The organism is Stieleria maiorica, from assembly GCF_008035925.1.
Lineage (GTDB): Bacteria > Planctomycetota > Planctomycetia > Pirellulales > Pirellulaceae > Stieleria > Stieleria maiorica.
In genome coordinates this window covers 3,024,684-3,042,148 of the sequence record NZ_CP036264.1, presented here as the reverse complement: position 1 = coordinate 3,042,148, position 17,465 = coordinate 3,024,684, and the positions used below count along the sequence as shown (strand labels likewise).

General features: G+C 57.1%; 19 protein-coding genes. 13 read left to right on the top strand and 6 right to left on the bottom strand.

Annotated elements, in window-relative coordinates; genetic code table 11:
- Positions 1–46: 46 nt before the first annotated feature.
- The 13 genes from Mal15_RS10515 (at position 47) to Mal15_RS10455 (ending at position 12,182) form a co-directional block, all read left to right on the top strand.
- Complete coding sequence (locus tag Mal15_RS10515; protein WP_147867716.1) at positions 47–979, top strand: Mu-like prophage major head subunit gpT family protein; 933 nt, start codon at positions 47–49, stop codon at positions 977–979.
- Positions 980–1,056: 77 nt separating this feature from the next.
- Positions 1,057–1,410 carry a hypothetical protein gene (locus Mal15_RS10510; protein ID WP_147867715.1) on the top strand — a complete coding sequence of 118 codons (354 nt, stop codon included), beginning with the start codon at positions 1,057–1,059 and terminating at the stop codon, positions 1,408–1,410.
- Positions 1,411–1,419: 9 nt separating this feature from the next.
- The gene (locus tag Mal15_RS10505) at positions 1,420–1,857 is read left to right on the top strand and encodes a hypothetical protein (protein WP_147867714.1); all 438 of its coding nucleotides are present in this window, start codon (positions 1,420–1,422) and stop codon (positions 1,855–1,857) included.
- Positions 1,857–2,402, top strand: a complete 546-nt coding sequence (locus Mal15_RS10500; protein WP_147867713.1) for a hypothetical protein — start codon at positions 1,857–1,859, stop codon at positions 2,400–2,402. The genes Mal15_RS10505 and Mal15_RS10500 overlap by 1 nt, the downstream gene beginning before the upstream one ends.
- Entirely contained in the window at positions 2,402–2,887 is a 486-nt protein-coding gene (locus Mal15_RS10495) for a hypothetical protein (RefSeq protein WP_147867712.1), read from the top strand. Before Mal15_RS10500 ends, Mal15_RS10495 begins: the two co-directional genes overlap by 1 nt.
- A complete protein-coding gene (locus tag Mal15_RS10490) occupies positions 2,884–3,831 on the top strand; it encodes a hypothetical protein (RefSeq protein ID WP_147867711.1) in 948 nt (315 codons plus the stop codon). The genes Mal15_RS10495 and Mal15_RS10490 overlap by 4 nt, the downstream gene beginning before the upstream one ends.
- A 38-nt stretch (positions 3,832–3,869) precedes the next feature.
- A complete protein-coding gene (locus Mal15_RS10485) occupies positions 3,870–4,187 on the top strand; it encodes a hypothetical protein (protein ID WP_147867710.1) in 318 nt (105 codons plus the stop codon).
- Positions 4,188–4,203: 16 nt separating this feature from the next.
- Positions 4,204–4,995: a hypothetical protein gene (locus tag Mal15_RS10480; protein WP_147867709.1), complete on the top strand. Its 792-nt coding sequence runs from the start codon at positions 4,204–4,206 to the stop codon at positions 4,993–4,995.
- A gap of 18 nt (positions 4,996–5,013) precedes the next feature.
- Complete coding sequence (locus tag Mal15_RS10475) at positions 5,014–8,019, top strand: coiled-coil domain-containing protein (RefSeq protein ID WP_147867708.1); 3,006 nt, start codon at positions 5,014–5,016, stop codon at positions 8,017–8,019.
- A complete protein-coding gene (locus Mal15_RS10470) occupies positions 8,016–8,438 on the top strand; it encodes a hypothetical protein (protein ID WP_147867707.1) in 423 nt (140 codons plus the stop codon). The genes Mal15_RS10475 and Mal15_RS10470 overlap by 4 nt, the downstream gene beginning before the upstream one ends.
- A 9-nt stretch (positions 8,439–8,447) precedes the next feature.
- The gene (locus tag Mal15_RS10465) at positions 8,448–10,595 is read left to right on the top strand and encodes a hypothetical protein (protein ID WP_147867706.1); all 2,148 of its coding nucleotides are present in this window, start codon (positions 8,448–8,450) and stop codon (positions 10,593–10,595) included.
- Complete coding sequence (locus Mal15_RS10460; protein WP_147867705.1) at positions 10,592–10,888, top strand: hypothetical protein; 297 nt, start codon at positions 10,592–10,594, stop codon at positions 10,886–10,888. The genes Mal15_RS10465 and Mal15_RS10460 overlap by 4 nt, the downstream gene beginning before the upstream one ends.
- Before the next feature lie 10 nt (positions 10,889–10,898).
- Positions 10,899–12,182 (top strand): hypothetical protein, encoded by a 1,284-nt coding sequence (locus Mal15_RS10455; RefSeq protein WP_147867704.1) that lies wholly within the window; start codon positions 10,899–10,901, stop codon positions 12,180–12,182.
- 389 nt (positions 12,183–12,571) lie between these two features.
- Here Mal15_RS10455 and Mal15_RS10450 read toward each other — a convergent pair whose 3' ends face one another.
- The 6 genes from Mal15_RS10450 to Mal15_RS10435 form a co-directional block, all read right to left on the bottom strand.
- Positions 12,572–12,913: a hypothetical protein gene (locus tag Mal15_RS10450; RefSeq protein ID WP_147867703.1), complete on the bottom strand. Its 342-nt coding sequence runs from the start codon at positions 12,911–12,913 to the stop codon at positions 12,572–12,574.
- 1,501 nt (positions 12,914–14,414) lie between these two features.
- Positions 14,415–14,573: a hypothetical protein gene (locus Mal15_RS34010; RefSeq protein ID WP_167546720.1), complete on the bottom strand. Its 159-nt coding sequence runs from the start codon at positions 14,571–14,573 to the stop codon at positions 14,415–14,417.
- Between the two features lie 57 nt (positions 14,574–14,630).
- Positions 14,631–15,305, bottom strand: coding sequence for a GP88 family protein (locus tag Mal15_RS35250; RefSeq protein WP_449336652.1), 675 nt, complete (start codon positions 15,303–15,305; stop codon positions 14,631–14,633).
- A gap of 23 nt (positions 15,306–15,328) precedes the next feature.
- Positions 15,329–15,565: a hypothetical protein gene (locus Mal15_RS10445; protein ID WP_147867702.1), complete on the bottom strand. Its 237-nt coding sequence runs from the start codon at positions 15,563–15,565 to the stop codon at positions 15,329–15,331.
- Positions 15,565–16,353 carry a JAB domain-containing protein gene (locus tag Mal15_RS10440; RefSeq protein WP_233903395.1) on the bottom strand — a complete coding sequence of 263 codons (789 nt, stop codon included), beginning with the start codon at positions 16,351–16,353 and terminating at the stop codon, positions 15,565–15,567. Before Mal15_RS10440 ends, Mal15_RS10445 begins: the two co-directional genes overlap by 1 nt.
- A 341-nt stretch (positions 16,354–16,694) precedes the next feature.
- Positions 16,695–17,270: a hypothetical protein gene (locus Mal15_RS10435; RefSeq protein ID WP_147867701.1), complete on the bottom strand. Its 576-nt coding sequence runs from the start codon at positions 17,268–17,270 to the stop codon at positions 16,695–16,697.
- Positions 17,271–17,465 lie beyond the last annotated feature (195 nt).

The following is a 17,465-nucleotide window of genomic DNA, read 5'->3' as shown; positions in this document are numbered from 1 at the left end:
TGCTGATTAACCGCTTTCCAAAATTCCTTTTTTAGAGTTCAAAATCATGTCCACTGGAGTTGCATCCTACAAGGCGATCGCACGAGATGTGACCGTCAAGGTGAAGGACGGGATCAAGTCGGCCACGCCGTTTTACCCACAACTTGCCACCATCGTTCCGAGCACCGGCGCGAGCGAGAAGTATTCCTGGCTCGGTTCGATGCCGGGGATGCGTGAATGGCTCGGCCCTCGTCAATTCAAGCAAATTGAAGGGGCGGACTACGAGCTCAAAAACAAGAAATGGGAAAGCTCCCTCGAGTTGCTCAAGGACGACATTGACGACGACCAGATCGGCATGTTGGGAAATCTCGGCATGCAACTGGGAACAGAGGCAGCGTACCACCCTGATGAGCTGATGATCGATGTCATGACAGCCGGCGAATCTTCGCTTTGCTTCGACGGCCAGTATTTCTTCGATACCGATCACGTCTGGGGCGACTCGGGAACGCAGTCGAACGACCTGGCCAAGACGGTTGTCGACCGGGATGACATCACCCCGGCGGAATTCCGTACCCTCTGGCATGAAGCGTTGGTCGCGATGCTCGGTTTCAAGCGTGACAACGGGAAACCGTACATGCGTCCGCGGATCAAGCAACTCGACGGATTGATCATCGCGGTTCCGTTGTCGATGTATATCGTTGCGGAAAAGGCGTTGAATCAGCCGATCGTTGTTGAAGGCGGCGCAGGCGTTAGCAATTTCGTTGTCAACAAACCGATGTTGCTGCCGTTGGCAACGATGCCGGATTACAAGTTCGACTTGTACCACACCGCGGATCCGATCAAGCCGTTTACGTTCCAGGCTCGAAAGCCATTAAAAGTCCAAACCAAGGGGATGGACGATATCGAGTTCAAGGAAATGAAGGTCATGACCGAGGCTCGCTACAACCTCGGCTATCTCGCCTGGTTCAAGGCAGTGCGAACGACGATCAGCACCGCGTGATCGGTTGCCGGCGCTTTGGTGCCGGCCGGTAATCTTGCTGGCCGGCTTCTCGTTCTCATTCGCAAACACACTGAATCATGGCAAAACAGAAATCAAAATCGACCGGCGTCTTGGTGATGCTTCGCCCAGGATCGACAACTCCGTTTCGTCGGAGTCGTCGTGACAAGATTGGCAATGTCTTGGAGACGCAGGTCTTTGAACCGGGCCAACCATTTGATGTCACCGAAGATTGGCTCGAACCGCTTCGCCGAGACATCGGTCGCGCGTTGGTGATCGTCAACTTGGTCGAAAAGAACGGAATGCGACTCCCGCGTGTTGATCACAAGGCGACCGAGGATGTCGTCATCGATCGAGACGGCCCGCAGACCGAACCAGAAACTTCAGCAACCGTTACGGAAGTGGAAACGACGTCCGAAGACGACGCCCAATAGGTCACTCTCTTGTCACTCCACGATGCCATTTCCGAGCTGAACGACATCATCTTCGACACCGATGGGTTTGCGGAGACGATCGAGTATTGGCCGTTGGGTGTGGAGGCGAACAAGTTTGAGGTTGATGCTGTCGTCGATTGGAGCGACGAAGAGGGGTCCAACCAGGTCCGCGGCGACGGCCGCAGTAGCTTGAACGCGGACAAGGGGCGTGAGGTCCGGCGAACTGCGATCATCGAATTGCCGATCGAACGGGTCGATGACAGCGGGGCCACGGTTCGTCTGTCGGTCAGCGAATCGGGGAAGGACCGGATTGTAGTCACCGAGGGCGATTCGCAATTCAAATTGCGGGTCAAGCGGATCATCGGGCATGACGAGGCGGTGCAAACCGTGTTGGCGACTCGATCGACGGAGTACCAGGCCGGCAAACGTTTTGAGCGAAAGGGCTGATGTACACTCCGACCGGAATCTTTTCGACCAAACATCAGATGCGACTGTTGCTCTCGCAATGCGCAACGGTTCAATCGGTGCTCGGCGCGGCCGACGCCGCCGAGGCATTGCCCAAGATCCAAACGCACGCGCCGATGTGGATTCCTGACGATGGTGGGACAATCCTGGTTCCGCCGTTCCAGTACCCGCGGTTCATGATCGACAGCGAAGGCGTCGAATTCGAGACCAGTCCCGAGGGATCGATCACCGACGTCGGATCCCGCGTCATGATGATCGCCGCCGGTTTCTATGTCCCCGATCTTGCGGAGATCGAAGACGAAAGTGACCAAGAGGCGTGGGTGGACGATCAATTCGGATCGATCCTGGAAGAGGCGATGACGCTGCAGGGGACCGGCGAGTCGATTCCCGGCCAATCGCACCTTTGCCTATTGAATCCATCCTACGGCGGCGCGACACCCCAAGCGGATGACGAACGGGACGAGGAAATGGATTCCGATCCGGACCGGCCGCGATGGCTCGGCATGCTTCGATTTGAGGTGCGCTGATGGCAACGCTGCAGAACCATATCAAGATCCACGGCCCAGGTGTCGGCCGCAGTCTTCGCCAAGCGTATGTGGCCGCGTCAGAGCCGGCCTGGAAGGACACAGGACAGGATTTCCACGTCCGCTATCGACCCAAACGGTTCACGCACGCCCACGCGACTGAGGCCGGGTATGCGAAGCGAAAAACGAAATACGTGCGTGAAAAGTTCCGCCGGTATGGGCACACCTATCCCCTGGTCAAAACCGGCGAGGCCCGCCGGCTGGCGGCAACGGCCCGCATTACGACCCGATCCGGCACCGGGCAAGTCGACAATCGTGGCGGCGTGAAAATCAGCTATCCATCGCTGCGCAAATTGAATTTTCGGCACCCCGATTCTGACATCAACATGGCGGACGAATTCCGCCGCATTCCTGACCGGGAATCTGTTTTGCTCGGTCACTATTTCATCGCCCGATTTGTGCCCCGATTTGAAGGAAATTTCCGATGACACGTAACACGTCCTACGCCATCGAACTTCGCGCCGGCGATCCGCTGCCGGCGTCATCGACGTGGATCGGTGGCATTTCAAACCAGAGCATTCGGCCCGGTGTCCAAGTCAATACGGAAGTCACCGCGGGAAGCGAGAACGCGTCCTACGGCGAGATCGGCAATATCCAGCCCGATGCGACGTTCACAACCATGGACATCAAAACGCTGTTGACCGCGATCGGCACGAAAGGTGAGTGCTTGATCGGTGTCAATGATCTCGGATTCAAGATGTGGGCGATCAAACGCAAACCGTGTGGAACGATCGACACGTCCGGAACGCCTGGCGTGCACACCAGCTGGACGATCCCCAATGGGTTGATCATTCCGCAGACGTTGTCAGTGTCCCACGGAAGTCGCGCGTCACTGTCCGCCCAGGTGTTCTCGTTGTGGGACGAATCGAACGACTCGTTGATCATCGCCGAAGACCTCGCGGCGCCTTCGCCGGCGTCGCCCATCCTGGACGTCAACGGGTACCACCTCGGCCCTGTCAATGTGGCCGGAATCTCGATGACCGAAAAGACATCGATCTCGATGGGATTCGGGATGGTGGTTCAGCCGCAGTCGGCCGACGGCGATGTGAACGCCAAATCACTGTTCGTCGCGGAACGCAAACCATTTGTCCAAATCACCTGCTATGACGTCTCGAAGTTCGCTGACATCGAATTGGTCGGCAAGCATGCGACCCACGCAAACACAGCGATCGTGCTGCGCAAAAAGCTGCTCGGAAGTGGGGCATTCATGTCCGGGGCCGAGCATGCGGAATTCACCGCTGATGGTGTCCTGAGCGTCCAGGAAATCGGTGCAGACGGTCATGCACCACACGCGATGCAGGTGACGCTGAGCGCACTTGACGACGGGAACAACGACATGATCGTCATGGATCTCTCGCACACGTTGTCGTAAACAAACGGCCCTTTCCACGTCTCCATCCAGGTGCCACCATGGCCAAAAAGCAAGAAGAGAAGAAACCGAAGGTCAAACGCGACTTGCCGTTCGTGATCCGTGCTATGACCGGATGCAGCGTTCCAACATCGCAACATCAGGCAAGCAAAATCCCAAAGGAGGATGCTTCCAAGATCATGGAAGCATACGAAAAGAAGTCAGGCCGGCAGGTACTTCTTGATGTCTTGCAAAAGATCGACAAATCGTCATCGAGCAACGGACAAGCTGTTCAGCATCCCGCGGCAAACACGAATGCCGACAACAAGGGAGACGGCAAAAGCGACAACACGCCGGCCGACAACAAAACCGTGTCCTAATTCTTGACTGGTTTCAATGCCACTTCTGTATTTCATCCCAACCAATCTGCACCAAATCAGCGCCGAAGAGATTCGGCGACTTGGGCTCGAGTATGCGATCGACCATCCGACCAATCGTGGCTGCACTGGGCCGGACGGTCGGCATGGTTTTCTGATGGAGAAGGACCGCCAAAAGCTCCACAACTTCGATGAACAGTCACAGACCTGGATTCCGGCACCGAAGCAAGGCGCCGATTCGGTGCCCTACTGGGTCGGCTACGAAACGTTGCCGACCGCGGAGGAATTGCAGCGAGAGGAACTGGTCGACGGGGAGTGGATTGAGACCACGGGCGGGTATCGCTGGTTGGTTCCCAGACTGATGATGTGGAAAACTGGTGACACAGTCCCCGCGGTCTACCATTCGAACCTGCCCGTCTGCATCGACATCGACGACGACGGGAATCCGATCGATGGTGCGATCGTCCCGAAGTATCGCGACCTGTTTGACATCGGTTTGCGTGTGCTGACCAAGTTGGCCGGCGGAAATGAAGAGGGACTGACCAGCAAGCAGGTGATCACGTTCGCCGCGAACTGTATCGGAATGAATTACCGCGTCTCACTGTTGGAATTGTCCAGCCGTGTGCTCGGGTGTCTGTCAACGGAAGATGCGATGCGCGTGATTTACTCCGCAGTCGATTGGCAGGGCTACCAGGACGCGGTGGGAAACTGGGATGGCCGGCAAGGCCGGCCGACTACCGATATGGAATCTGGATCCGACAAATCAACGCAGGCCAACCCAACGATTTCCGACCGACCGTTGGCCAGCTAGCCGCATGGGTGGAGTGTCATGGCAGCTAAATCCACTCTGATCGTCGAGCTGACGAGCGACGAAAAGCGTCTGCTTGACGGTTTCCGAAAGTCGCAAGCCGCCGACGATGACTTTCGTGCCGGTTTAAAGAAAACCGGGATGGAGATGGAATCGACTGGAAAGGCGATGGTCGATGCCATGCTGGGGGCGGCAAAGTCGTCGGAGGTCGCGTCGGACAAGATCGTCAAGCAGCTCCGCGGTGCCGGCGCCGAGGGCAAAAAGCTGTTCGGAGAGCTGAGCAAGACCGGCAAGCAATCCGTCGACGACATCTTGAAAAAGCTGGACAAAGTCGATTCCAAACTCTCGGCCCAGGCTCGCAACATCCTGGCCGAATGGTCCAAGGTCGACCAGGCCAACAAGTTTGAAAAGACCCGTGCCGAGCTGGATGCGTTGGGGGGCGATTTCAAGGCCCTGGGTGGTGAGATCAAGAAGGCCGTCGAAATTCCGGAGGACCGCATCGCAGCGGCGCGGCAGTTGGTGGACGAGCTGCGAAAGATCGACCCGACGAAAGCGGACATGATCGCCAAGGCGATGGAGCGTGCGCGAGAGTCGGTCTACCAAACTCGATTGGACCAGTTCGTCTCCAAGTTGGCCGGCGGCAACCGGGAGGCTCAAGAGCTGGCCAAGGTGCTCGGCGTCGACATGAAGGACGCATCACTGGCGGCCGAGGGCGGCATCGACGGGATTGCGAAGAAGATCATCGCGTTGCGCCCCGAGCTGGAAGCATCGGTCAACAAGTGGAAAGCCGACATGGCCGAGGCGGCGAAGTTCGGTGAAGGTCAATACAAGCAGGCCCTCGACGCGTTGCGTGCCGGCGACAAGATCAGCCAGCAGGTCGCCGAGGACATCAAGTCGCACCTGGTTTCCGCGGGGAAGATTGTCGAACGCACGTTCGAGGACATGATCAAACCGCTGGAGAAGATCAATCCGACGCTGGCGGCCGAGGCCAAGAAGTGGCACAAAGAGCTCGAGGAAAACGAAAAGAAGAGCAAGGGATCATTCGGCCGAATTTCCAAGTACGCGATCGCCGAAATCGCATCGATCGCGACCGCGTACATTGGGATTCAAGAGGCGGTGCAGTTCGTCACCGAAACGATGCGTGAGCAGCAAGCAGTGCTGCAGAAAGCATCGGACAGCCAGAAGACGTTGGCGGCGGCACAGAAGGATGCTCAGAAGAACCTTGCGAAGTTCAGCGAAGACCACCAAAAGTCATTGTTGCTGGAATTGGTGCCGGCCACGGCCAAAGCGGCGGTCTTCTCTGACCTGGCCGGCCTGACCAAGGCGATTGGTGACACGGCGTCGGCCGGCGGTACGTTTGAGCAGATCCAACAAATTCTGCCGATCGCTGCGGGGCTGACGCGAGAGACGCCAGACTTTGTGGATGAGACGGCGACCGCGATGGCCGACGCGTTGTACGCGACCAAGGAAAAGGACGTCCGACTGGCGGTCACCAAAGACCTGCTGACCGGGTCCATGTCACGTGTGACCGACCCCGGCAAACTGCTGCGGAACTTGGCCCCAGTCAAGGTCGCGGCGTCAGAGGCTGTCCCTGAGGCTCTGAGAATCGAGTCGGCGATGCAGTCGCAAGCGGCATTCGCGGCGTTCACCAAGGCCGGTGCGGATCCCCAGGGTGACGCATCGCAGACTGCGGTGATTCAATTCATGGCCCGATTGCGAGGGTTCTTCAAAGACCTGGGGAAGGACGCCACCAAGGCCCAAGCGGAACTTGACGCGTTGAAGGATCCGATCACGGCGACCGACCGACATCGATTGTCGGTGCTGAGTGACAAAGAAGCCCGCGCGGAGCAAACGTCTGCACAGATCCAAACGCTGCGCGAGCAACGGGAAGCAATTCAAAATCGCTTGGACTATGAAGACATCGACAGCGGGACGCGTCGCAGTTTGTCGGTGGAAAAACGAAGGCTGACCGAACGATTGACTGGTTTGCGACGTGTCGAGTTTACCGATGATGAACGTGCCCAGTTGTCGGACCTGCGAATGCGGATCGGTGATAAGGAGGAATCCTACCAAGCAAAAAGATCAGAATTGGAAGGGCGAATCGCAGCGGCCCAAATCAAGGGATTCAAAGGCAAGGCTCCTATCCTGTTGTTTGATCAAATCCGTGCGATCCAAAACAACCCAGTCCTGGCCGAAGCGTTTGGGGACGTGAGCTTTGGCGAACAGCGATTCCGATCCGCCGGCGAGCAGTTCATCAGTGGTGGGACCGCGTTCCAGACGGCGTTGCAGACATACGATCTGCTGAAACGTGAAGGGAGGGACACATCGATCATCGATCGATTGTTGAGCCAAGAGAGGTTCTTGACTCCCCAGCAAGAGACGGCGTTCTTGCGCGAAAAGTCGGCCGTTGGTGAAGCGATTCGACTGGGTTTCGATACTTACGGCGGCTCGATGGGGCAGCAACGCGAGGATCTGGCCCGAACGCTGGCGGAAAACCGATCGGATGGCTATCTGTCACCGTTTATCGAAGCGTTTGATGAAACCGGGATCCGTTCTGGATTCTCACTTTACGGCGGAACACGCCTTGAAGAGACGGTTAGCTCGATCGGAAAGTTGGCGCGACGCCGGTCCGCGATCCGAAGCGGTGGCGTGACCGAATTGGAAGCACCACGGCTACAAAACATCGAAAATGAAATCGATACGTTCTTGCGACGTGTCAGTTCATCGATTTCATTGAGCGAAAGCCCCGAAACATTACAGGCACTCGATTCAAAGTATTCGCGAATTGGATCCGCGATCCGCCGCAATGATTACAGCAGGTTGTCGAATGGCGAATTCCAAAGCGTCAACGGCAACCAGGCCGTGTTTCTGCGACTTGAACAGGCCCTCAGCGACCTGGCGGAACTGCAGCGTCTACAGTTGGAAGCGGCCAAAGAGACGGCGGCAAACACCAGTCCCAACCAACGCCGGCCGACCGATTCGATGCGAGACTCTGCGCGAGCATCCGATAGGAGGCGGGCACCATGATTTTGATTGACGCTGTTGAATTCGATTTGAAAATCGGTGAGATCCTGTTGCCAGAAAAGGATGCGATTCCCTTCCGCTCACAGTCGATCGACGGAATCGGTATCCAGGTCACACAGGAGCGATCGCCGGCATTCACGTTGACTCTGGTTCGGTTCACTAACCCGTCGTTATTGGTGGCCGAGCGGAACACCGTTCGCGGGAAGATCGGGACCGAAGTCTCGTTGACGGAGTATGTCAACGGCTCGGCGATCCAATATTCGTTGCCGGGCGGACACACGTTCGCGGTCACCCAGGCACGCATCGTCAACTGGAATGTGTCGCCGGCCTGGTACGGGTATCGACCAGCCGGATACACCAGTTTCAGTCCGGTTCTGCGGATGGTCAGCCAGTGGACGATGTACGCCGTCAGCAACCCGTAAGAAAACGCAATGTCGACGATCGACCTGAATTCTCTCGGCAATCCGACCAATGCGAAGATCTTGGTATTTACCAAGGCGACGTGGGCTGATGCGTTTGCGTATGCGCCGAACCTGATCGTCGAAGAGATTGTTTGGGCGGTCGCACCACAGGTCAGTGTGGCGTCGCTGCAGTGGCGATATGGCGATTCGGTGTTTGCGCCGGGGGCGACGGCAGCGGCCGCTGTGCCGAAAGTCACGGCGCGAGGCTACTACGTTTTGATCATGCAACAGACGGGGGCCAGCGAATGGCTGTCGTGGCTCGGGTACGCCGACTCGGCGGTGATCATCCAGGAGGATAGCGCCAGCGGCGTGCAACGGATCCCGTGTTTCGGATTCGATCGGGCACTGCAGTATTCGATGATCACTTCGACGGTCCACGTCGACCCTGGCGATGCGACGAAGTGGAAGCGAAAAGACCGTGGGGCAGTCTTCAATGCTCACACCAAGGGCAACCGGACTTCGGCAAAGGTCAAGGTGAACGATGCCGATCCGACGCCGACGGTTTACGCATTCGAGAATCCGTCGGTCGATTCTCGCGAGTGGTGGTCCAGCCAAGACATTGTCCAACATCTGGCCACGTTCCACTTGCCCACGATGACCGAGATCCCCGGCACGATTCCGTGGTCGATCGTTGGTTTTGATCGGCTTCCGGATTGGGACCACCCAAAATTGGAGACGGATGAAAAGTCGATCTTCACCTGCTTATCTGAAATCGCGTCGATCGAGCAGCTGCTCGGATGGCGTGTGATGCCAACGATCAGCGGGACTGATCCCCTGGTGACGCCGCCGACGGTGACGGCGGTCAATATCGAGTTCTTCACCCATGCATCGGCCGCGGTCGTTCTGCCAGGTGTGACCAACTTGCCGGCCAATCATGACATCCAGGTGTGGACGCATTCGTCTGACCGATTGACGGATTCATCGATCGATGAGGATGATGCCGACACGGTGGACCAGGTGATCGTCCGAGGACCACGGGAAGTCGCAGTAGGAACGTTCCGATACAGTGACGAGTGGATCAATGGTTGGACGCCGGCGGAACTGACCGAGTACAACGAGACATATTCTGGACAGGGTTTCTGGGCGTCGGCATCGGCCGCTGAAAAGCGGGAGTGGAATCAGTTTTTCCGATCTCTGACGAAGTATCAGGACGTCTACAGAAACTTCCCGATCCGTGACGACTGGGATGGGGAACTGAACGGTGAGTCGCTGTTCTGGAAATCGGATCCCGGTGATGATGCCTACATCCCCTATCTCGGCAACACCTATTTCATGGACCGGTTGCCGTTGTTCAGGGGGATCGATTATTCAGGATCGGTTGCATCCGTCGATGAGTCCCGCGGCCGACACACGTTGCCAATCCTGGCTTACATCGAAACTCCGGATGATCCGACGAAGTACTGGCAGCTGCAGACCATCTTCACTGACATCGGTGCTTCGCGGGTCAAACACCCGAATTCGCTCGACTTCGATATCAGTGTCGGTCCCTACTTTGATCGCGGCCCCGGATTCACGATCGACGTTCAAGGTGCTCCCCAGCACGCTCACCGGCCATCGTTCACGGGTAATGATGGTGATCCGGAAAAGACGAACCCGAAGATGTGGGGCGAGATCGACAGCGAAACGATGCTGATTACCGCCGCAATGGTCGGCGACCGTCGACCAGAGGTCCGGCTGCCGGCATCAGTGTCGGCCGACTTCGTGCGCCGCAAGTACATCACGTTTGAGCATCCGGGGCTGCAACACATCGAAATCAGCCCCGGATGCGTGGTCGGTCACGATCGCTTCGGCGTGTTGGAAACCAGTGACGGCGGAACGCTGCGCGATCCATTCGAAATGCTGACCGCTTTGGCAACACTGGCCGGCGAGCGTTTCTTGTCGGCCCGCAAGGTCGCCAAAATCCGGACTGGCCGACAGTTGAACATCCAAACGGGAGCGATGATCGGTTCCATCAACGGAACGACGGTCAATGCGGTGATCAACGAGGTCCGCGTTTCAACGCCGGTTGTCGAGTCGGAATCGCCGCCGTCCTACTCGATGCACATCACTGCGGTTGATAACGATCTGGATGTCGTCGCCCTGGTCGCCCGTGTCCCCGTACCCGAGGCCGTCCGATGAACCCACGGCCCGGATTTGCATTTGAGGCGATCGCAACGAGCACTGCGCTGGCATTTGAGGAGGGTGCCGGTCCGGACGGCGAAGACAAATTCTATTTCTTCAATGCCAAGCCGATCGAGTACACCGAATCGAATGTGAGTGCCGGGGTGGTTCAGTGGCAATACGGCGAACAATCGACTGCCGACCCAGTTCGCACACGCAACGCGATCAACAACAACATTGTCGTCGGTGACCGATTGGTGATCATGCTCGGCGCTGACGGACTCGGTATCGTTCTCGTGAAGTTATGCTGAGGGTGATGCGATGGGCGATTGCTTGAGCGGAAGCGGCTGCTGCTGTGTCGACCTGACGGTTACCGAAGGCGACAACGAAAGCAAGTGGGAGCGAACGGACGATAGTGGCGTTACGACGGTGACGATCTTGGTGCCGATCGACATTTGCAATTTCCGATTTTGGTTCCAAGGCGAGCAACCAGAAGTCAACCCGACGCCCGCCGCAGACTTCGATTTTGACGGCACCGCAACAATCCTGTTTCTCGAAAGTCCTAGTGATGATGATGCGGACGCGATTGGAACAATAACGTTTCAAAACGAGGCCGCGTGGGATTACGTCGGTGGATCGTACCCCTATGATCGAAAGTCAGGATTTACGCTTCCGTTCTGGGAACCGACTTGGTCGCTGGCGTGGCACTCTGGCGAGGCGACGATTAACGAAGGCGACCCAACCGCCGGAACGTGCGAAATCGACGTAGATGACTGGGGGTTCGCGTCAATCCAGACACTGAATCATTCGGGATCTGTGTTTGATGGGTTACGGCTTGAGTCTTATGACGGTGTTCTGCTGCTTGGCACTGATAGCAGCAACTCAAACACGCAAATCTGGCCCGAAGCTGGAGTGGCCACCCAGGTTTGGTGGAAAGGCGGTCCAGCGGTGACGGATGTGGAAACACTGAGCGGACAACCGTGTGTCTTTGCCCGTCCTGGCTGCACGTCCCGAAAGGTCTACGTCCGTTACAAAACCGAAGGTGACTTCACGGCTACTAACACATCATTCATTTTGCAATCGGTCAACGATCCAGGCGAAGAAACTTGCCGCACGGAAAGCAGTTACTACGACCCAACCGATGAAGAGGGGAATTGTGAGACACCAACGGATACGTGTTTGGTACTTCCCACTCGACAGTCGCTATTCGTCAAAGCGAGACTTGAAATTACTGATTGGGACGGAACAGGGCCGACGGGAGGACACGACATCGACGAGGTGCTCTGGCTCAAAAGACCTTCGACCGAAGAGCGGCATAAGTGTTGGGCTGAGCAATTACTGAAGCTCCATGGGGAATTCGAGTTTGCCCCAGGCAACTATTACGGTTGGTGGTACGTCATCTTTGCTGAGTTGGTATGTGATGACGGCGTGATGGTCCTTGAAGTTTCACTGAGACGAGCGGGGCAAACGATGCGCGATGCTATATGGCACATCGAACTTGATTACGACGTGACCCACCCAAGCGAGATTCCGACAAGGGTTCTGAACTCATCAAACGCGCTCGACACGCCAGAAAATTCGTCAACGGTAATCACGATCAACTGATGCAAGAGTTTTGCGAGAACTGCCGGCGGATTCATAGCGGGAACCATGTTTGCCGGAAATCAGGTCCGGCAGCATCAGGCAATCCATCTCGATGGGAGTGGCGGCAGGCCGTTCGCAAAGTCTGTAACGAATCTTGCGAGCACTGGGGCAGCGTCAACGGATCGAAAGGATGCACGCTTATTCCAAAGTTGCACCCAGGCAAGAAGCCGTGTGACATCGGCCCCTATTTCCACGCTAAGGGGCTGGCGTGCTTGGCCGATCCGCCGAAGTATCAATCCCGCGATGAAGTTTGCCAGATTGCGTTTCCTGAGTTTCGCCACGAATGCCAGGGCGGATCGCTGGCAATCGTCACAGCGATGATCGGTGATCAGGCAAAGGAGCTTGGGGAATTAACGCTGCCGCCAATGCAGGCTTACGCCGATCGATGTGGTGCCGATTTGGTCGTGATCGACAGGGATCAATTCCCCGCTTGGCCAATCGCAAATAAGTTCGCTGTCGAATCGATCGCCGAAAAGTATGACCGCACGTTGTTTCTGGACATCGATTGCTACGTGCGAGACACGTGCCCCAATCTTTTCGAACGATGCGGGCGTGGCGCAATCTGGATGCACCCAGATCGCCCATTCATTGGCAGCGACAAGTTCCTCAGAAAAGATGCCCGAATCCTCGGCAAGCAAGGCCAGCGACTGCAATGCTACAACACAGGTGTTGCTCTGATGGATCGAGAACACGCCAGCGTTTGGCACCCGCCCGAATGCGTGTCGGAAACAACGCACACGTTAGAACAATCGTCGGTTGAAGTGCGAGCGGTTGATGCCGGACACGCAATCCGCAACCTGCCGACACGATTCAATTCTCAGTATTGGATGGGCCAGCGGTTTTGGCGATCGGTTGATGACGCTCAGATCATCCATTTCGCAAACGCTGACCATTCAACACGCCTCGCTCAGATTGAGCGTCTGGTCAATGGATCCTGGGTTCAACCGATCGTGGTGATGACTACCCCAAGAACCGGTAGCAACCTACTGGTCGACTCATTGGCGACACATCCTCAGGCGGTTTCCGCAAGTGAATGGTTCAGCCCCACATTGACCGGGGTACCGGCTGCCAATCGAGCACGGGGATTGGGCTATTGCAACCTCTTTAAGGTCTTCGAATCCGAGCGTCAGATGGACGGATTCAAAGAGATACGCGATCGCAGTTTTCGAATCTATCTCTACCGACGCGATGTTGATGCGCAGTTAACCAGTTGGAGGCTCGCATGTGAATCCGGGTGGTTCGTAGCGGAGACGCGAGACAAACCTGTTCCGTTCCCAGCAAATGCGACAGAACAAATCGCAGCAGCGGAACGCGTATTTCGCGCGGACGCAGACTTGGCAATCGCTTACGAGGACATGATCGCCAATTGGAACGACACGATCGCAAACATCCTACGTCTTGCCAAATGGAAACTTGCGACTCTCCAACAAGCGAGGCGAAGGATCAAACCTCGCGCTGTCGTTGGTCGCTGAAACGACACCCCTTCCCCTGGAATCACGTCACCGGCGATCGATCGAAACGATTTTGAATCTCGCATCACGCCAAAAAATATGGAATATCCGGACGATAAAGCTCTGTGACGCGGGCACGCTCAATTCCCTCGGGAATGCACACCGAAACGCACGGTCGAAAACTCTGCTACACCGCATCCCCTGTGGGGGGCCTGGGTGGCGTTTTCAGGGATCCCCGCCATTTTCCCCGCGTTTTACGGGGTGAATCGGCGCGCATCGTCCCGCGCAGCGGCAAGCTATCCGCGCCCGAGATGGCCGGAAAATATTTCTGAAATATTTCCGCACCCGCCTGTCCTCGTTTCGAATTGTCCACGTCGACAGGCGGAGGAATCCCGCCGCCGGCGGCGCTGCAGCAATCCGCAACGCCGCGGGGAGCTCCCGCCGGCATCGTTGCCAGAAACGCGGGAGGCGGCCGCGTTGTTAGATTCAAGAATGCCGGCGGCCCGTTGTTGACGGTCTGCGGGGGATCGCGGCCAGCAAGTCGACAGGCGGCCGCTATCGGCCGCGGCGGGAGTAGGGGGCGATGCATCATCAGCGCATAAAAAACGGGGGGAGCGTAGCGATACGCTCCCCCGTAAACGCAACGAGGGGAGCGCAACGCGGACCGATCACATTGGATCGGAACCTGTCACACTCCCCAGCGCTGGGGTTCCCCTCTAATTTGCGCGACTATCGCTAGCCGTTATTCCTCTTCGTCGTCACCCTCCCGATAGTTTCCGTTTATCGCATCGGTGATATCTCCCGAGAGCTCTTGCGCCGCCTCCCGCGTTTCCGGGGAGGTTTCGGGCGCATCGATCACGTGATAGAGAAACGCGGCGACGCGCTGAAGTAAGTGTTTCACGAGTGTCCCCCTCCAATTGCAAACTTCGTTTTTCGGGCACGCGACTTTGCCGCGTTGTTACCCTTTAAGCGTAAACCAACAACAACGCCGCGGCCGTCGATCGACGGTAGACGAATGTCGTGCTTGTCCCCATCGATCACCGGCCATTGTCGGCCATGAATGCGGACCGTTGCGGGGAGCTCCCCCCACGCGGCCGCATTGCGGGTTGTATTCGACGTCGAACACTTGGGCGACATTCCCGCCGCGGCGCAAATAGCTTGCGATGGTGGCGGTATGGTGTCGCTCGTGACGGCTGAACGTCAACGCGTAGTTTGGCGGGAGCTCCCCCGCCAAGTAGGACGCAAACCGGGAGCGTATCTTCGTGTAATCGTAAAATTGCACCCCCGGCCATCGTTCAATAACGTCTGTCCAATCTAAGTCGCTCGCAACGTTCAAGCGTACGACAGGCACGAATTGATCGCGTTCCGCGCGTCGCACGTGGTTTGCGATATCGCGGTTCAATTGGTTGATGAACGATCGACGATGACCGAATAGCCATTGCGTGTCACGCGTTGCCGCGTTGCGACTTGTCGACGTACCACGCAACCCCGCAAACCATAGCACGCATGATGCGGCGCAACCCTTCGATGCCCCCGCGCAAACGTTGTGCCCCGACAGGTTGTGCGGCGCCAACGTGACACCAGCCGACAAGTAGGGGCGCCCCGTTGCAGTATCAACCAACGTTTTCGCCATTTTGGCGTTTTGACGTAGCAACATTATTCTCCACCCTCCCCGCAATCGTCCGCATTGAGCTCGACAGAATCACCGGGCACCATTCCCAGCGTTTCGAATGCCGCAACGATGTGCGAAGCGTAGTCGCACGTTTCGAGCGACTTGTCAGCATTCCAGCCGATCACCGCGCCGTCATCGTCTATTTCCAAAAACGTCAAACGATGAACGTAGGCGACGAATCCCCGCAAATCGTCAAACGATAGTTGTGATGCCGTTTTCACTATGCCGCCTCCCGGATGCTCGTTGCGCGATCGCCACCGATCACCAGGTGATCCAAAACCGTAATGCCCAACATTTTGCCGCATTCGGTCAATTTGTCCGTCACGGCTTTATCTTCCCGACTCGGGGTGGTATCGCCCGAGGGGTGATTGTGAATCAGGATGATAGCGGCCGCGCTGGCTGCGATCGCAGCGCGGAACACTTCCCGCGGGTGCACTAGGGACGCGTCCAACGTTCCGCGGGTGATGCGGACAACGCCGGTCGGCACGTGCTTAGTGTTCAACGTCACAATCGCGAATTCCTCACAATCGCAACGGTCCGCGAAGTAGTCGTGCAGCAAACCCGGAAGCGTATCGCATGCGATGTGCGTTGATGTGATCGGCGTTTCATAGCGGCCCGATCCCTCGTGAATCTTCGCGAGACGCGTTTCAAACACCGGGAGGGCATTGGTGATCTTGTCACGTTGCCGCCGGAGCTCGACATTCAATAGCACGTTGCGACGATTCCACGCCCCATAGCCACGCACACGCGATGCATTGTTAGCCGGGGGTGCTTCAGTGATCGACGGCCGGCGGCCGAATTCGGTCACATACGCCGCGATGAACGCGGGCGCGTCGTTGTCCTCCTCCAAGTATGCGATGGCATCACGGACATAGCTAAACCGACTGATTCTGTCCTCCAATCGCAGCGACACAATGTCGGCCATCGGCACGCGCAACCAGCCATGCGACGGGTCGGAAAGGAAACGGTAGCGGCGTTTCGCCAAGCGTTTTCGGGTATCATCGTTCACGGTGAGAACCTCTAGGGGGTTCGAGCAAGTCGCCGCCCGAGTCTTGACCACTCGGGCGGCGGCGTTTCTTCACGCGTCACGTGACGCGTTTCCGCGGGCATCATCGGCCGATTCCGGCCCCCGTCAACACCGATCGACGCGGCAAAACGCCGATCCGATCGACGATGACCCCGCGCCCCCGCCCCTGTCACCCAGCGGGTCCTTCCGGGGGGGCCACCCCGGCCGTCGCGGGTTCCGCCTCGAACAGCTTTCGCTGGCACCCGCAAAAAAAATCACCGCCACCACCACCACGTAGGAATGGGGGAGGGGCGGTGAATTCGGAGAAAACGGGGGAGTGATCCTTATTTGATCACCGATTCCAGCACATCAAATTGGGTGTCCCGTGCGCGTTGATCCTCAAACGCCTGTTTTTGCTTTTTGATGTGGTCCGCGCGAGCATTGACGATTGAACGCATGACGTCGGATACCAGTGCATCGTCCGATACCTTCTCTTCAATGATCAGTTCCAGCAGCGTTTCGTAGATTTCGCTGGATACCTGCAGCATTTCGAATCGCCGAACGTTCGGTTGGATCACAAACCCGATGTTTTCGTACGCGACGTGTTGACGGCGTTCTCGGGGTGACGCGTCTCTCCATTGACCGATGGTGCAGTTTGGGATTGGCGTCCACAGCCCTGGGAAATCCCCATTCTTGATGCCCTGATTCTTTTTGATGTGTTCGCGAATTCTGTCTTGCGAGACGCTGTCCAAGTTTTCGAGCGGAACTCGTTGTGGGATCAGAAAAGTGACCGTGTCCGTTGTCGCGTCGACTTCCAGTATCTCCGCGCGAAAGGCCTTCCCGTTTGTGAGTTTCCAAGCCTCGATTCCTTGTCCGGAGGCAACAGACGACAACGCTAGGAACACGAGAACGAATCGCATCGCAAATCCTTGTAGGGTGACTTCGATTACTGAGCGGATACTAAAGGGGCATCCTAGCAGGGGTGAAGTCACCAAGAGTGGGATTTTCTGTCGCGAATTCCCCATCCACTGGCCTGATCAAAACTTGCGGCCGAGCGCTGACGGGTTTCCCACCGCCCCGAAAAGCCTGCCTGACCGGACGTGTCAGACGGGGTG

Excerpts from the sequence above, each read along its gene's own strand:
- Mal15_RS10515 (WP_147867716.1), top strand. The coding sequence starts at position 47 with ATGTCCACTGGAGTTGCATCCTACAAGGCGATCGCACGAGATGTGACC.
- Mal15_RS10510 (WP_147867715.1), top strand. The coding sequence starts at position 1,057 with ATGGCAAAACAGAAATCAAAATCGACCGGCGTCTTGGTGATGCTTCGC.
- Mal15_RS10500 (WP_147867713.1), top strand. The coding sequence starts at position 1,857 with ATGTACACTCCGACCGGAATCTTTTCGACCAAACATCAGATGCGACTG.
- Mal15_RS10495 (WP_147867712.1), top strand. The coding sequence starts at position 2,402 with ATGGCAACGCTGCAGAACCATATCAAGATCCACGGCCCAGGTGTCGGC.
- Mal15_RS10490 (WP_147867711.1), top strand. The coding sequence starts at position 2,884 with ATGACACGTAACACGTCCTACGCCATCGAACTTCGCGCCGGCGATCCG.
- Mal15_RS10485 (WP_147867710.1), top strand. The coding sequence starts at position 3,870 with ATGGCCAAAAAGCAAGAAGAGAAGAAACCGAAGGTCAAACGCGACTTG.
- Mal15_RS10480 (WP_147867709.1), top strand. The coding sequence starts at position 4,204 with ATGCCACTTCTGTATTTCATCCCAACCAATCTGCACCAAATCAGCGCC.
- Mal15_RS10475 (WP_147867708.1), top strand. The coding sequence starts at position 5,014 with ATGGCAGCTAAATCCACTCTGATCGTCGAGCTGACGAGCGACGAAAAG.
- Mal15_RS10470 (WP_147867707.1), top strand. The coding sequence starts at position 8,016 with ATGATTTTGATTGACGCTGTTGAATTCGATTTGAAAATCGGTGAGATC.
- Mal15_RS10465 (WP_147867706.1), top strand. The coding sequence starts at position 8,448 with ATGTCGACGATCGACCTGAATTCTCTCGGCAATCCGACCAATGCGAAG.
- Mal15_RS10460 (WP_147867705.1), top strand. The coding sequence starts at position 10,592 with ATGAACCCACGGCCCGGATTTGCATTTGAGGCGATCGCAACGAGCACT.
- Mal15_RS10455 (WP_147867704.1), top strand. The coding sequence starts at position 10,899 with ATGGGCGATTGCTTGAGCGGAAGCGGCTGCTGCTGTGTCGACCTGACG.
- Mal15_RS35250 (WP_449336652.1), bottom strand. The coding sequence starts at position 15,305 with ATGGCGAAAACGTTGGTTGATACTGCAACGGGGCGCCCCTACTTGTCG.
- Mal15_RS10435 (WP_147867701.1), bottom strand. The coding sequence starts at position 17,270 with ATGCGATTCGTTCTCGTGTTCCTAGCGTTGTCGTCTGTTGCCTCCGGA.